This is a genomic window from Photobacterium marinum, from assembly GCF_000331515.1.
In the GTDB taxonomy this organism is placed as follows: domain Bacteria; phylum Pseudomonadota; class Gammaproteobacteria; order Enterobacterales; family Vibrionaceae; genus Photobacterium; species Photobacterium marinum.
In genome coordinates this window covers 54118-66905 of the sequence record NZ_AMZO01000007.1, presented here as the reverse complement: position 1 = coordinate 66905, position 12788 = coordinate 54118, and the positions used below count along the sequence as shown (strand labels likewise).

Below are 12788 nucleotides of genomic sequence, written 5' to 3'. Positions count from 1 at the left end.
TCATGGCAGCGTGAGTGCATGTATAGTATCTGTACGTAACCAATTAATTGCCCATTATTCAGCACTGATTCATATTGCTGATATACAAAGAAACTGTAGCGTCGGCTAAGACTCCCTAACCATGCCGACCGACCAATTTGGTATTCATTAAGTCACAAGGAGTATTTCATGACTTGGGTTTATGCGCTTCTTATTTTTGCTGCGGGTGCCATCGTAGGCGCTTTTGGCGCTCGTCTGGGTAACCAAAGCCTGAAACAACAAAAAGAGCTAAAGAAAGAGCTGGATAAATCAAAATACGAGCTGGAACAATTCCGCCAGGAATTGGTTGACCACTTTGCTTCAAGCTCTGAACTGCTGGATAACATTGCCAAAGATTACAGCAAACTGTACGAACACATGGCAAAAACCTCATCCGAGCTGATGCCGAACCTACCGGAACAAGACAACCCGTTTTCCCATCGTATAAGTTCACTGGAAGCGGTTCATACCGCGGCCTCTAGCATTCAAGATCAACCGAGGGATTACGCCAGCGGCGCAACAGGCTTGTTAAAAGATGAAGCTGAACGGGTGGAAGAACCTAAAGCGAGCTAATCGTCTTTTTTGTGGAACTAAACTCCGGTTTACGAGTCTGACCAATTACCTTCTACTTCTGCTGGTGATTGATTCATAAAGACTTATCGTCACCCTGGAATGGTATAACTACTCGTTAAACCGGAGTTTCAAAGAATGAAAAAAACTTTGCTTGTATTAAGTGCAGTGGCACTTGGCATCAGCTCAGTCATGGCTCCTGCCCCGGCAACTGCCGCGCTTCCACTAACAGTCAATAACCAACAACTGCCCAGCCTTGCACCAATGTTGGAGCAAGTCACTCCTGCTGTTGTCAGCATTGCTGTAGAAGGCAAGCAAGTATCCAGACAGCACCTTCCCGAAACCTTCCGTTTTTTCTTCGGACCGGATTTCCCGACCGAGCAGCTTCAGGAACGTCCGTTCCGAGGCCTGGGTTCAGGGGTAATTATTGATGCCGACAAAGGCTATATCGTTACCAACCACCACGTCATCAAAGGGGCTGACACTATTCGTGTTCAGTTACACGATGGCAGGGAAATTTCAGCCGAGCTGATCGGCAGTGATGAAATGTCTGATATAGCGCTGTTAAAGCTGGAAAAAGCGAAAGACCTAACCGCAATTAAACTGTCAGATTCAGACAACCTTCGTGTCGGTGATTTTGCCGTGGCAATCGGTAACCCGTTTGGTCTGGGCCAGACCGTTACCTCAGGTATTATTTCGGCACTGGGCCGCAGCGGCCTGAATATTGAAAACTTCGAGAACTTCATTCAGACCGATGCCGCAATCAACAGCGGTAACTCAGGTGGTGCCTTGGTCAACCTCAACGGTGAGCTGGTCGGCATTAATACTGCCATCCTGGGCCCGAACGGCGGTAACGTTGGTATCGGCTTTGCCATTCCGGTCAATATGGTAAAAAACCTGACCGAGCAGATCCTGGAATATGGTCAGGTCAAACGAGGCGTCCTTGGTGTACAAGGTGGTGAGCTGACTTCAGAACTGGCAGAAGCCTTCGGTTATGAAACAAACCGTGGTGCCTTTATTAATCAGGTGATGCCGGATTCTGCAGCAGAAAAAGCCGGACTGAAAGCCGGTGATATTATTGTGTCAGTCAATGGTAAAGAAATCCGCAGCTTTAATGAACTGCGCGCCAAAATCGCAACCCTGGGCGCAGGTAAAAAAGCCACTTTAGGGATAATCCGTGACGGCGATGAAATGACGGTCAAGGTCGTACTGCAGGAATCCAGCCAGAACAAGGTGAAAGCAGCCAAGCTTCATCGCGGCCTGACCGGTGCTGAGTTTGCAAATACGACTGCTCAAGATGGCGTGAAAGGTGTCAAGGTAACCAATATTGATGAAAAATCCATGGCTGCCCGTTATGGCCTGCAAAAAGGTGACATCATCCTTGGTCTGAACCGCCAGCCAATCCGCAACCTAGGAGAACTACGTAAAGCGCTGGATCAACAGCCAAACGTCCTGGCCCTGGAGATCAAACGCGGAAGCAATATTCTATACCTGATCATTCGTTAATCTTAAAGCTAGACCGGGCCAGCGACGGCCCGGTTTATTACCTTCGCTTCTTATTTTTCCACCCGCAAAATTCTGCTTCCTCTCCAAAGTTGAAGCAAGCCGCGCCCTGGCCTCTAAGTCCTTCGTTCTGTTTGGTATCCCGACGCTGAAATGATATCCTCATCCGGATTATCTTAAAAAAATATGATCCGCGGACTTACGTAATTTCGTTTCAGGGGTATATGCATGCTGGCTTTTATCAGTCGATCCATTCTGCTTGGCGTCGTCACGGCTGTTGCTCTGCTTGCAGTTTTTCCTGAACTCCGCAACGGAATGATCGAAACGCCGGTGTCGTTAAATCCCATCGAGACACCTCAGACCCAGATATCTTTCAACTATGCTGTCCGACGGGCTTCTCCTGCTGTCGTCAATATTTATAACCGCCGCTATGATGCCAATGACCGTCTGAAACTCAGCACCCAAGGGCTGGGTTCCGGGGTAATCATGAGTGATAAAGGCTACATAGTGACCAACTACCATGTGGTAGCCGAAGCCGATCAGGTTATCGCCGCCTTGCAGGACGGTCGGATCTTTACCGCCCAACTGATCGGTAAAGACCGCCGCACTGATATTGCAGTTCTTAAAATCCAGGCAGAAAACCTGCCGGTGATCCCGGTCAACCAGGATTACAAAGCCGCAGTCGGCGATGTTGTCCTGGCGATAGGTAACCCGTACAACCTTGGCCAGACAACCACTTACGGTATCATCTCTGCTACCGGCCGCGCCGGCATGAGCTTCTATGGCCGTCAGGATTTCCTCCAGACCGACGCCGCTATCAATGACGGCAACTCAGGCGGCGCACTGGTCAATACCCGGGGGGAACTGGTCGGGATCAATACAGCTTCTTACCAGCAGGCAACAGATATTGAAACATACGGGATCTCCTTTGCGATCCCTTATGAACTGACGCTGAAAATCATGAACAAACTGATCGCTGACGGTCGGGTGATCCGCGGTTACATAGGTATTGAGGCAAGGGATATTAATCCGGTTATGGCCCGCTTATATGATGCAGACCAAATCAGCGGGATCATTGTTATAGGAATGGATCCAAACGGCCCGGCGGCTAAAGCCGGTTTCCAGGTACAAGATATCCTGATTGAAATTAATGGTAAGCCCGTAACTGATCGCCGTAATGTACTGGATATTGTGACCGAGCTTCGTCCCGGCAACTACGTCAACATGAAAGTACTGCGCAATGGCAAGCCGGTTACTCTCTCAGTACTGATTGCCGATGAGCCGAACCGCTATCAATAAGTACCGGAAAGCGAATTCAAGACATAAAAAAACCAGCTCGAAGGCTGGTTTTTTTTCGATTAATCTTCGAAGCGTTCTATCTTCATGCCAAGGGCACTGAATTTATCTTCGATTTTTTCATAGCCACGATCAATATGGTAGATACGATCAACGATCGTTTCGCCTTTAGCAATGCTGCCGGCAATCACCAGACTAGCTGAGGCACGTAAATCCGTTGCCATCACTTCAGCACCACTCAGGCCATCAGTATCACCGCAAATCACGGTATTACCTTCAATCTCTGCATGAGCGCCCATACGGATCAGCTCAGGAATGTGCATGAAACGGTTCTCAAAGATCGTTTCAGTAATGATCCCAGTTCCCTTAGCAACCAGATTCAACAAAGAGAACTGTGCCTGCATATCGGTTGGGAACCCCGGATGCGGTGCAGTACGGATATTCACCGCTTTCAGCTCACGATCTGTCATATCAAGACTGATCCAGTCTTCACCGGTCTCAATTTCAGCGCCGGCTTCTTCCAGCTTAGCCAGTGCAGCTTCCAGCAGCGAAGGCTTGGTATTACGGCAAACAATCTTGCCGCCGGATACCGCAGCTGCAACCAGAAATGTGCCAGTTTCAATACGGTCAGCTACCACCTCATGATAACCACCACCTAAGCGATCAACACCTTCGATCGTAATAGTATCAGTGCCGGCACCTGAGATTTTAGCTCCCAGAGTATTGAGGAAATCCGCCGTATCGACAATTTCCGGCTCACGGGCTGCGTTTTCAATCACTGTCTTGCCGTCAGCCAGAGTTGCAGCAGACATAATAGTCACCGTCGCACCGACGCTGACCTTATCCATGACGATGTGGGCACCTTTCAGGCGACCATTAACTTTAGCCTTTACATAGCCTTCTTCAAGAGTGATCTCAGCACCCAACTGCTCCAGGCCATGGATGTGCAAGTCAACCGGACGGGCACCAATCGCACAACCGCCAGGCAGAGAAACCTGACCTTCACCGAAGCGAGCCACCAGCGGCCCAAGAGCCCAGATAGAAGCACGCATTGTCTTCACCAGCTCGTAAGGTGCGCAGAAGTTATTTACGCCACCAGCATCCACATGGACAGAGCCATTACGGCTAACTTTGGCGCCAAGGCGACCCAGCAGCTCCATCGTTGTATCAATGTCACGCAGCCTAGGTACATTGGCTACTTCAACCGGCTCTTCAGCAAGCAGCGAAGCAAATAAAATCGGCAATGCCGCATTCTTAGCTCCGGAAATGGAGACTTCGCCACATAGAGGGCCACCGCCCTGGATTCGAAACTTTTGCATTATCAACCTCTTAAGACAGTGACATTAGCTTTTTGTCACGAGCCCACTCTTCCGGCGTAAATGTCTTAATGCTTAACGCATGAATATCGTTAGCCGCGATATTTGCCATCAGCGGAGCATAAATTGCCTGCTGTTTCTTCACGCGGCTCATGCCTTCAAAAATGGCACCAACGGCAATCACTTCATAGTGGCTGCCATCACCTTTCACAATGATTTCATCAAGTTCTAAGGCATTTTCCAGAATTTGTTTAATTTCGGAGATTTCCACAAGCAATCCTCTTTCACTGCTCAGTCAATACAAGCAGCTAACATTGATTCGACATGGCTCAGGCGTAGCAACGTTTTAAGCTGTTCCGGCACATTCAATAATACCAGCTCGCAGCCATTACTGCGCAGCTGCTGATACACATGAAGCAACATCACCATACCCGCCGAATCCACCCGAACTAAAGCAGACAGATCTAGCGTTACCTTGGCATCCTGTGGCATCCATTCATGTCGTTGCTGCCAAAAGGCTGGAACTGTGTCACGTTCCAGTTCCCCTGACAAGCAATAATAGCCATTTTTCTGAACTCGCCACTCAATCTTTGGCTTACTCATTATCTTTTTCCTCACGACGAATAGGTTTCGCCGCAAGCTGTTTCAGGTTTGCTGTAACTGCATCAACACCTTCAGTACGCAGCTGACCGCTCCACTCACTCTGCTTGGTAGAGATCATGCTGACGCCTTCGGCAACCATATCGTAACCCTGCCATTCATTGGTCTTCTTATTCTTGCGTAGTTTGAAGTCCAGGCGAATTGGCGGACGCTTGGTGTCCAGAATATCAACGCGAACTGAAACGATTGAACGATTTTCCGGTACATTTTTACGAGGCTCAATCTCAATATCCTGATCAGTGTACTGAGTCAGCACCTGAGCATATGAAGCCACCAGGTAATCAGTAAAAGCCGCAACAAAATTGTTACGCTGCTGCTTCGATGTTTTCTTCAGCTGAGGGCCTAATACCTTATACGCCGCATAGCGGGTATTAATATAAGGCAGTAACTCTTCTCTCACCACATCACGCAGTACTTCAGGATTATTCTGAATCTTAGGTTGCTCTGCTTTAAGGCGAGCAAAGGTCATTTGCGAGACCTGTCGCATCATCAGGTAAGGATCTGTTTTATCAATAGTGGCCGCCTGAGCAAACAGCGGCAATGACAATAGTATCAACAGTACATATCGAACGAATTTCATTACATCACCTATTTATCACTATCACCGCCAATGCTGTACAGCACCTGGCCAATCATATCTTCCAGTACCAATGCCGACTTGGTGTCTTCAATCAGATCACCTTCACCCAGCATTTCAATATCTTCATCCACAAACCCAGGTGAGATACCAAGGTATTGTTCGCCCAAAAGGCCAGAAGTCAAAATTGACGCTGTACTGGTTTCCGGGAAGTAGCCATACTTTTTCTCAATAGCCAAAGTGACAACCGGGGTGTAGCTTTCAGTATCCAGGTTAATGGCAGTAATCTTACCCACCGTCACACCGCCGACCTTAATTGGCGAACGTACTTTCAGCCCACCGATATTGTCGAAATGCGCCTGCAAGGTATAAGAGTCATTGCCACCGATGCTCTGGACATCCGCGACCTTAAATACCAGCACCAACAGGGCAGCAAAACCGGCCAGAACAAAGCTGCCAACCCACAATTCTAATTTCTTAATCTGTTGCATCCGTTATTTTCCCAACGTTCCGTTCGAGTATTACCGCTTGTTAGTTGCCGAACATCAAAGCAGTCAGCACAAAATCCAATCCCAAAACTGCCAGCGACGAGTTCACCACGGTATTGGTGGTCGCCCGGCTGATACCTTCCGACGTCGGTACCGCATCATAGCCGTTAAACACAGCGATCCAGGTCACCGTCACAGCAAACACCACTGACTTAATGATACTGTTGATAACGTCATAACCCAGTTCAACCGATGACTGCATCACCGACCAAAAACTACCGTGATCAATGCCTTTCCAATCTACACCCACCAGCTGGCCGCCCCAGATACCAATTGCGCAGAACAGCAAAGCCAGCAGCGGCATAGAGATCACCCCGGCCCAGAAGCGCGGCGCTATCACCCGTCGCAACGGATCCACCGCCATCATTTCCATACTCGACAACTGTTCGGTTGCTTTCATCAGGCCAATTTCTGCCGTTAGCGCGGAACCAGCCCGACCGGCAAATAATAAAGCGGTAACAACAGGCCCAAGCTCTCTCAGCAATGAAAGTGCCACCATCTGCCCTAGGCTGGTTTCTGCCCCGAAATCAATCAGCACGATATAACCCTGCAGACTTAAAACCATTCCGATAAACAGCCCAGACACCAGAATAATCGCAATGGACAACACGCCAACTGAATAAAGCTGCCGGATCAGCAACGGAAACATTTTCTTCGGCTGAGGCTTACTGACCAAGGCTCCGTAAAGCAATAAACTTGCACGACCTACTGTCTGGCATTTCTCAATACCCCAGCGTCCGTGCCGCGCAATAAAATCCGCAATCATTATTGTTAATAATCCTATTATCTATTTTACGCCTGACCGGCAACTAAAGCTTCTCGACAGCACCGAACAGGTCTTCACCGATCTCACAGGCGGGAAACTTAAACGGTACCGGGCCGTCTGCGTCACCATCAAGAAACTGACGAACCTGTGGATCCGGATCTGCCCGGAGTTCATCTGGTGTTCCCCGGCCAATGATCTTACTGCCGGAAAGCAGATAAACATAATCCGCGATGCTCATCACTTCAGGCACATCATGCGAAACAATCACAGAGGTAATCCCTAGCGCCTGATTCAGGCTGCGGATCAGCTCCACCAGCACGCCCATCGTAATAGGATCCTGACCGACAAACGGCTCATCATACATGATCAAATCAGGGTCAAGCGCTATCGCACGGGCTAGTGCCGCTCGACGCGCCATACCACCGGAAAGTTCATTCGGCATCAGTTGCGCTGCACCTCGCAGTCCAACCGCCTCCAGCTTCAACAATACTAATGTACGCAAAAGGTCTTCCGGCAGATCCGTGTGCTCACGAAGCGGAAAAGCTACATTGTCAAACACTGTCATATCAGTAAACAGCGCTCCGGACTGGAACAACATGCTCATCCGATTACGAGCCTGATACAACTCACTGCGTTTTAATACCGGAATATTCCAGTGTTCAAACCATATCTCGCCGCTGTCCGGCAGAATCTGCCCGCCGATCAATCTCAGCAAGGTTGTCTTACCTATCCCGGACGGCCCCATAATGGCAGTCACCTTTCCTTTAGGTACATCCAGAGATACATCATCAAAAATCTTGCGGTCACCCCGCGAAAACGTCATGTTTTTAATGGAAACAAGCGCTTCAGTCGGTTCCATAGCCATCCTGTCGGCCGCTCAGCCTTCTGTTGTCTTCGGCTCTCCGTTATAGAAGACCGAATAATGAAGATAATTAGTCATTTAACCGTTGGAAAAATCGATCATAAGTACATTACGCAACCAACTCAAGATAAACACTGTAAGAACTCTGTAATTTACAGCCTGCCTCGTTCATTGAAAATGCACAAAACTGACAGAATAAACCAAGTTTCATTAAGCTAAACTGACCGGATAACAACTTTTGGTTATCGGAACAGCCGCTAAGATGAAATTGTCTCGGCTTTTTCTTTCTTTTTAGTCAATGAAACGTCAAAATTGTCCTCTTAACTTCTTTAATAAAGATTTACGACAAAAGGGATAAGAATGCTCGAAGCCATTGTGTTGCTCTGTATTGGTTTAGCCTTACTGGTATGGAGTGCAGACCGACTTGTTTTTGGCGCAGCGGCGCTGGCAAAAAACCTGGGTGTATCACCGTTGGTCATTGGTATGACGATATTGGCTATGGGCTCATCGGCACCGGAAATGATGGTTTCAGCTACAGCGGCCCTGAGCGGAAAAACGGACACCGCAGTTGGTAACGTGCTGGGTTCCAACATTGCCAACATTGCACTTATCCTCGGCCTGACAGCCATTATCAAACCGCTAGCCATCAGTTCAGGAATTATTCGCCGCGAGCTTCCGATTATGCTGGCCGTTACCATGGTTGCAGGATTCCTGCTTTGGGATGACTACTTAGGCTTTATGGAAGGCATCCTGCTGGTCATTCTTTTTGCCATATTCCTGCTGACTATGCTCAAAATCAGCCGTCAGGAAAAAGCATCCGGTGATATTCTGGCCGAAGAACAGGAATCAGAAATTCCTGACGGTGTCAGCAACGGCGCAGCCCTAGTTTGGGTTGTGATCGGCTTGGTTCTGCTGCCTTATGCAGCGAATATGCTGGTTGACTCAGCCGTGACCATTGCCAAATACTTCGGTATGAGCGACCTGGTAATCGGCCTGACCATCATCGCCATCGGTACCAGCCTACCAGAACTGGCAGCCTCCATTGCCAGTATCTACAAGAATGAAGATGATATGGCCGTTGGTAATATCATCGGCTCCAACGTGTTCAATATCCTCGCGGTAATGGGGATCCCAGGCCTACTGAATCCATCAGTGCTGAGCCCGCTGGCTATGGGACGTGATTTTTACGTCATGCTGGCTCTTTCCATCGGCCTGCTACTTATGGCTCTTGGAAAGCGTCGCAGAATCAACCGTGTGGAAGGTGCAGTTCTAGTGTGCAGCTTTGTCGCCTATCAAGGTTATCTGTTTTATAATCTAGCGGCTTAACGGAGGCCCACACATGTCTGACACGTTTGATTACTGCGATTACGGTCGCAAAGTTATTGAAATTGAAACAGAAGCTCTACAGAAGCTGACCAAGTACATTAACGGCAGTTTCAGCGAAGCCTGTCACCTGATCGCCAACTGCACTGGCAAAGTAATCGTGATGGGAATGGGAAAATCAGGCCATATTGGTAACAAAATTGCTGCAACCCTGGCCAGTACCGGTACCCCGTCTTTCTTTGTTCACCCGGGAGAAGCCAGCCATGGCGATCTGGGAATGATCAAAAAAGGCGATGTGGTTCTTGCTATTTCTAACTCCGGAGAAGCATCAGAAATCCTGACTCTACTTCCGGTAATCAAACGTCTTGGTATTCCGCTGATCAGCATGACCGGCAAGCCGGAATCCAGCATGGCCAAGCTGGCACAAATCCATCTGCAAATCACAGTTGACCAGGAAGCCTGCCCGCTGAATTTGGCACCGACTTCCAGCACCACAGCAACCCTGGCAATGGGCGACGCTCTGGCCATTGCTCTGATGCAAGCTCGCGGCTTTACCGCAGATGACTTTGCCCTGTCGCATCCCGGCGGAGCACTAGGTCGAAAACTGCTGCTGCGCATTTCAGATGTAATGCACACTGGCGATGCCCTACCAATGGTAGCTGAAGATGCCACTATCAAAGATGCTCTGCTGGAAGTCTCCCGCAAGGGCCTTGGCATGACAGCAATTATTAACGCAGAGCAGAAACTGACCGGTATTTTCACTGATGGTGACCTGCGCCGCCTTCTGGACAAGCGCACAGATATCCACAGCACAACTATTGGTGCTGTAATGACCCGTAACCCGGCAACCATTACACCAAACCTTCTGGCAGCAGAAGGTTTGAAACTGATGGAAGATCGCAAGATCAATGGCCTGCTGGTGACTGAAAATCAGCATCTGGTTGGAGCCTTGAACATGCATGACCTTCTGAAAGCCGGAGTAATGTAATGCAAGTCGAAACTATTTACGGACCAGTATGTCAAACCGTATATAACCGTGCCAAAGACATCAAACTACTAATTTGTGATGTAGATGGCGTCTTCTCAGATGGTCGCATCTACATGGGCAACGACGGCGAAGAACTGAAAACCTTCCACACTCGCGATGGCTATGGAATAAAAAGCCTGATGTCTGCCGGTGTCGAAATCGCCATCATTACCGGGCGCAAATCCACCATTGTCGAAAACCGAATGTCGGCCCTGGGAATCAAACATGTCTACCAGGGTCAGGACAACAAACTAGCCGCCTACACCGACATAGCCAAAAACCTGGACATCGCAGCGGAAGCGACCGCTTACATCGGTGATGACTTGATTGACTGGCCGGTGATGGAAAAGGTCGGCCTGTCTGTTTGCGTTAAAGACGGCCACCCGCTACTGGCTCGCCGTGCCGACTTTGTTACCCGTATCCCTGGCGGACACGGCGCAGTGAGAGAAGTGTGCGACCTGATCCTTGAAGCCAAAGGTGAATTAGATAAACATAAGGGCTTAAGTATATGAGCTTTCGAAGTCTGATCTGTGCCCTGTTAATTATTATCTGTGCATGGACTGGCTACTACCTGCTGGGCAAATACTGGCAGGATGATATTCAGGTAGAGCCGGATGCAGAAAAGCCACTGTTTACCGGCAGTGATATTGTAAATACGTCGTATAGTGAATCCGGATTACGCAGCTACCAGATAGATTCTGACTACCTGGAGCACTTCAGTAAAAGTGGCGATACCGACTTTACCCAGCCCGTACTCTGGATCTACCGAAACGGCTCTGAAACAGAATGGCGGATCAGTTCTAACACCGCACGGCTGGATAAAACTCAGGTACTGCAAATGAGCGGCAACGTCCGTATTTATAACCTGTTACCCGAATCTGCGATCAAAGTGATCCAGACAAACAGCCTGCGACTAGATCTAATCAACAAAGATTTTGATACCCCGGATCAGGTATTTATTACCGGTAACACCTTCCAGAATGAAGGTACGGGGATGAAAGGAAACATCGACCGCAGTGTGGCGACCTTATTAAAGAATGTAAAAGGTAGATATGAAGCTTTCCAAAATTAGTACCCTGCTCTGCCTTTGTATTAGTGCATCCAGTTGGGCACTAAGTAACGATACAGAGCAGCCGATTTATATCAATTCTGATAACCAGGAACTGGATATTCAGAAGAATGTCGTCACATTTACCGGCAACGTCATACTTCGCCAGGGCAGTATTGATATCCGTGCAGACAAACTGGTGGTTTCCCGCCCGAGCGGTGCTGACGACAAAGAAACCATTGATGCCTACGGCAACCCGGCAACATTCCATCAGGTAATGGACAATGGTAAGCCTATTGACGGTGCCGCACGCAAAATGCGCTACGAAACCGCAACCGAATTCCTGAAAATGACAGATGAAGCCATCCTGATCCAGGAAGGTAGCGAAATCCAGGGTAAAGTCATCAGTTACAAAATTGATGAACAAAAACTGGTCGCAGAAAGTGGTAAGAAAAAACGCGTCACAACCATCCTGCAACCACAACAGCTAAACAGTAACAAGCAGTAAGCGACAATTATGGCAACGTTAAAAGCAGAACATCTTGCAAAAAGCTATAGCGGCCGCAAAGTCGTGTCGGACGTAAGCCTGGAAGTCGAGTCCGGGAAGATCGTCGGTTTGCTGGGCCCGAATGGTGCAGGTAAGACAACCTCCTTCTACATGATTGTAGGTCTGGTCGCCCGTGACGAAGGCTCGATCACCATCGACGGCACTGACATCAGCCTACAGCCGATGCATAACCGTGCCCGTATGGGGATCGGCTACCTGCCGCAGGAAGCCTCTATTTTCCGCCGCCTGACCGTATACGATAATTTGATGGCGGTACTACAGACCCGTAAGGATCTGAACAAGACTGAACGCCAGGATAAACTGGAAGAATTATTGGATGAATTCAACATTCAGCACATTCGTAACAGTTTAGGCATGGCATTATCAGGGGGTGAACGACGCCGGGTAGAAATTGCCCGCGCCTTGGCTGCTAACCCGAAGTTTATCTTGCTGGATGAACCATTTGCCGGTGTTGACCCAATTTCGGTAATCGACATAAAAAAAATCATTGAGCATCTTCGTGATCGTGGCCTGGGTGTGCTAATCACAGATCACAACGTCCGAGAAACCCTCGATGTCTGTGAGCATGCTTACATTGTGAGTCAGGGACACCTGATCGCCAACGGCACACCAAGCGAAGTTCTCAATGACGAGCATGTAAAACGAGTCTATCTGGGCGACCAGTTCCGTCTATAGTTATAGGTAAGGACGTACCAAAAGCAAGCAC

General features: G+C 48.8%; 16 protein-coding genes. 9 read left to right on the top strand and 7 right to left on the bottom strand.

Going from position 1 to position 12788, the window contains the following annotated elements; translation table 11 throughout:
* Positions 1–168 precede the first annotated feature (168 nt).
* From zapG to degS, 3 genes are all read left to right on the top strand, one after another.
* Positions 169–591, top strand: coding sequence for a Z-ring associated protein ZapG (zapG, locus tag C942_RS07780; protein WP_007464362.1), 423 nt, complete (start codon positions 169–171; stop codon positions 589–591).
* 135 nt (positions 592–726) lie between these two features.
* Positions 727–2094, top strand: a complete 1368-nt coding sequence (locus C942_RS07775) for a Do family serine endopeptidase (protein ID WP_007464360.1) — start codon at positions 727–729, stop codon at positions 2092–2094.
* Positions 2095–2319: 225 nt separating this feature from the next.
* Positions 2320–3390 carry an outer membrane-stress sensor serine endopeptidase DegS gene (degS, locus tag C942_RS07770; RefSeq protein ID WP_007464359.1) on the top strand — a complete coding sequence of 357 codons (1071 nt, stop codon included), beginning with the start codon at positions 2320–2322 and terminating at the stop codon, positions 3388–3390.
* 59 nt (positions 3391–3449) lie between these two features.
* Here the strand turns inward: degS and murA are convergent, their stop codons facing one another.
* Genes murA through mlaF form a run of 7 tightly spaced genes read right to left on the bottom strand, consistent with a single transcriptional unit; the run spans position 3450 to position 8113 of the window.
* Positions 3450–4706 (bottom strand): UDP-N-acetylglucosamine 1-carboxyvinyltransferase, encoded by a 1257-nt coding sequence (gene murA / locus C942_RS07765; RefSeq protein ID WP_007464357.1) that lies wholly within the window; start codon positions 4704–4706, stop codon positions 3450–3452.
* Positions 4707–4716: 10 nt separating this feature from the next.
* The gene (gene ibaG, locus C942_RS07760; RefSeq protein ID WP_007464355.1) at positions 4717–4974 is read right to left on the bottom strand and encodes a BolA family iron metabolism protein IbaG; all 258 of its coding nucleotides are present in this window, start codon (positions 4972–4974) and stop codon (positions 4717–4719) included.
* Positions 4975–4994: 20 nt separating this feature from the next.
* Positions 4995–5306: an STAS domain-containing protein gene (locus C942_RS07755; RefSeq protein ID WP_007464353.1), complete on the bottom strand. Its 312-nt coding sequence runs from the start codon at positions 5304–5306 to the stop codon at positions 4995–4997.
* Positions 5299–5943, bottom strand: a complete 645-nt coding sequence (gene mlaC / locus C942_RS07750) for a phospholipid-binding protein MlaC (RefSeq protein WP_007464352.1) — start codon at positions 5941–5943, stop codon at positions 5299–5301. Before mlaC ends, C942_RS07755 begins: the two co-directional genes overlap by 8 nt.
* 8 nt (positions 5944–5951) lie before the next feature.
* Positions 5952–6431: an outer membrane lipid asymmetry maintenance protein MlaD gene (gene mlaD, locus C942_RS07745; protein ID WP_007464350.1), complete on the bottom strand. Its 480-nt coding sequence runs from the start codon at positions 6429–6431 to the stop codon at positions 5952–5954.
* A gap of 40 nt (positions 6432–6471) precedes the next feature.
* Positions 6472–7254: a lipid asymmetry maintenance ABC transporter permease subunit MlaE gene (mlaE, locus tag C942_RS07740; RefSeq protein WP_007464347.1), complete on the bottom strand. Its 783-nt coding sequence runs from the start codon at positions 7252–7254 to the stop codon at positions 6472–6474.
* A 43-nt stretch (positions 7255–7297) separates the two neighbouring features.
* The gene (mlaF, locus tag C942_RS07735) at positions 7298–8113 is read right to left on the bottom strand and encodes a phospholipid ABC transporter ATP-binding protein MlaF (protein WP_007464344.1); all 816 of its coding nucleotides are present in this window, start codon (positions 8111–8113) and stop codon (positions 7298–7300) included.
* 363 nt (positions 8114–8476) lie between these two features.
* Here mlaF and C942_RS07730 point away from each other — a divergent pair, with 363 nt between their 5' ends.
* From C942_RS07730 to lptB, 6 genes are read left to right on the top strand one after another with little or no spacing between them, the layout of a single operon-like run.
* Positions 8477–9442 (top strand): calcium/sodium antiporter, encoded by a 966-nt coding sequence (locus C942_RS07730; RefSeq protein WP_007464343.1) that lies wholly within the window; start codon positions 8477–8479, stop codon positions 9440–9442.
* 13 nt (positions 9443–9455) lie between these two features.
* Positions 9456–10427, top strand: a complete 972-nt coding sequence (gene kdsD, locus C942_RS07725; protein WP_007464341.1) for an arabinose-5-phosphate isomerase KdsD — start codon at positions 9456–9458, stop codon at positions 10425–10427.
* The gene (kdsC, locus tag C942_RS07720; protein WP_007464339.1) at positions 10427–10978 is read left to right on the top strand and encodes a 3-deoxy-manno-octulosonate-8-phosphatase KdsC; all 552 of its coding nucleotides are present in this window, start codon (positions 10427–10429) and stop codon (positions 10976–10978) included. Before kdsD ends, kdsC begins: the two co-directional genes overlap by 1 nt.
* Entirely contained in the window at positions 10975–11538 is a 564-nt protein-coding gene (gene lptC, locus C942_RS07715) for an LPS export ABC transporter periplasmic protein LptC (RefSeq protein ID WP_007464338.1), read from the top strand. The genes kdsC and lptC overlap by 4 nt, the downstream gene beginning before the upstream one ends.
* On the top strand, positions 11519–12022 hold the full coding sequence (gene lptA, locus C942_RS07710) for a lipopolysaccharide transport periplasmic protein LptA (RefSeq protein WP_007464336.1): 504 nt from the start codon (positions 11519–11521) through the stop codon (positions 12020–12022). The genes lptC and lptA overlap by 20 nt, the downstream gene beginning before the upstream one ends.
* A gap of 9 nt (positions 12023–12031) precedes the next feature.
* Positions 12032–12757, top strand: a complete 726-nt coding sequence (gene lptB / locus C942_RS07705; protein ID WP_007464333.1) for an LPS export ABC transporter ATP-binding protein — start codon at positions 12032–12034, stop codon at positions 12755–12757.
* Positions 12758–12788 lie beyond the last annotated feature (31 nt).

What these genes read in the sequence shown, in the direction of transcription:
- murA (WP_007464357.1), bottom strand. Translation starts at nt 4,706, where the DNA reads ATGCAAAAGTTTCGAATCCAGGGCGGTGGCCCTCTATGTGGCGAAGTC.
- C942_RS07775 (WP_007464360.1), top strand. Translation starts at nt 727, where the DNA reads ATGAAAAAAACTTTGCTTGTATTAAGTGCAGTGGCACTTGGCATCAGC.
- degS (WP_007464359.1), top strand. Translation starts at nt 2,320, where the DNA reads ATGCTGGCTTTTATCAGTCGATCCATTCTGCTTGGCGTCGTCACGGCT.
- lptC (WP_007464338.1), top strand. Translation starts at nt 10,975, where the DNA reads ATGAGCTTTCGAAGTCTGATCTGTGCCCTGTTAATTATTATCTGTGCA.
- kdsD (WP_007464341.1), top strand. Translation starts at nt 9,456, where the DNA reads ATGTCTGACACGTTTGATTACTGCGATTACGGTCGCAAAGTTATTGAA.
- mlaE (WP_007464347.1), bottom strand. Translation starts at nt 7,254, where the DNA reads ATGATTGCGGATTTTATTGCGCGGCACGGACGCTGGGGTATTGAGAAA.
- mlaF (WP_007464344.1), bottom strand. Translation starts at nt 8,113, where the DNA reads ATGGAACCGACTGAAGCGCTTGTTTCCATTAAAAACATGACGTTTTCG.
- C942_RS07755 (WP_007464353.1), bottom strand. Translation starts at nt 5,306, where the DNA reads ATGAGTAAGCCAAAGATTGAGTGGCGAGTTCAGAAAAATGGCTATTAT.
- C942_RS07730 (WP_007464343.1), top strand. Translation starts at nt 8,477, where the DNA reads ATGCTCGAAGCCATTGTGTTGCTCTGTATTGGTTTAGCCTTACTGGTA.
- zapG (WP_007464362.1), top strand. Translation starts at nt 169, where the DNA reads ATGACTTGGGTTTATGCGCTTCTTATTTTTGCTGCGGGTGCCATCGTA.
- mlaC (WP_007464352.1), bottom strand. Translation starts at nt 5,943, where the DNA reads ATGAAATTCGTTCGATATGTACTGTTGATACTATTGTCATTGCCGCTG.
- lptB (WP_007464333.1), top strand. Translation starts at nt 12,032, where the DNA reads ATGGCAACGTTAAAAGCAGAACATCTTGCAAAAAGCTATAGCGGCCGC.
- mlaD (WP_007464350.1), bottom strand. Translation starts at nt 6,431, where the DNA reads ATGCAACAGATTAAGAAATTAGAATTGTGGGTTGGCAGCTTTGTTCTG.
- kdsC (WP_007464339.1), top strand. Translation starts at nt 10,427, where the DNA reads ATGCAAGTCGAAACTATTTACGGACCAGTATGTCAAACCGTATATAAC.
- lptA (WP_007464336.1), top strand. Translation starts at nt 11,519, where the DNA reads ATGAAGCTTTCCAAAATTAGTACCCTGCTCTGCCTTTGTATTAGTGCA.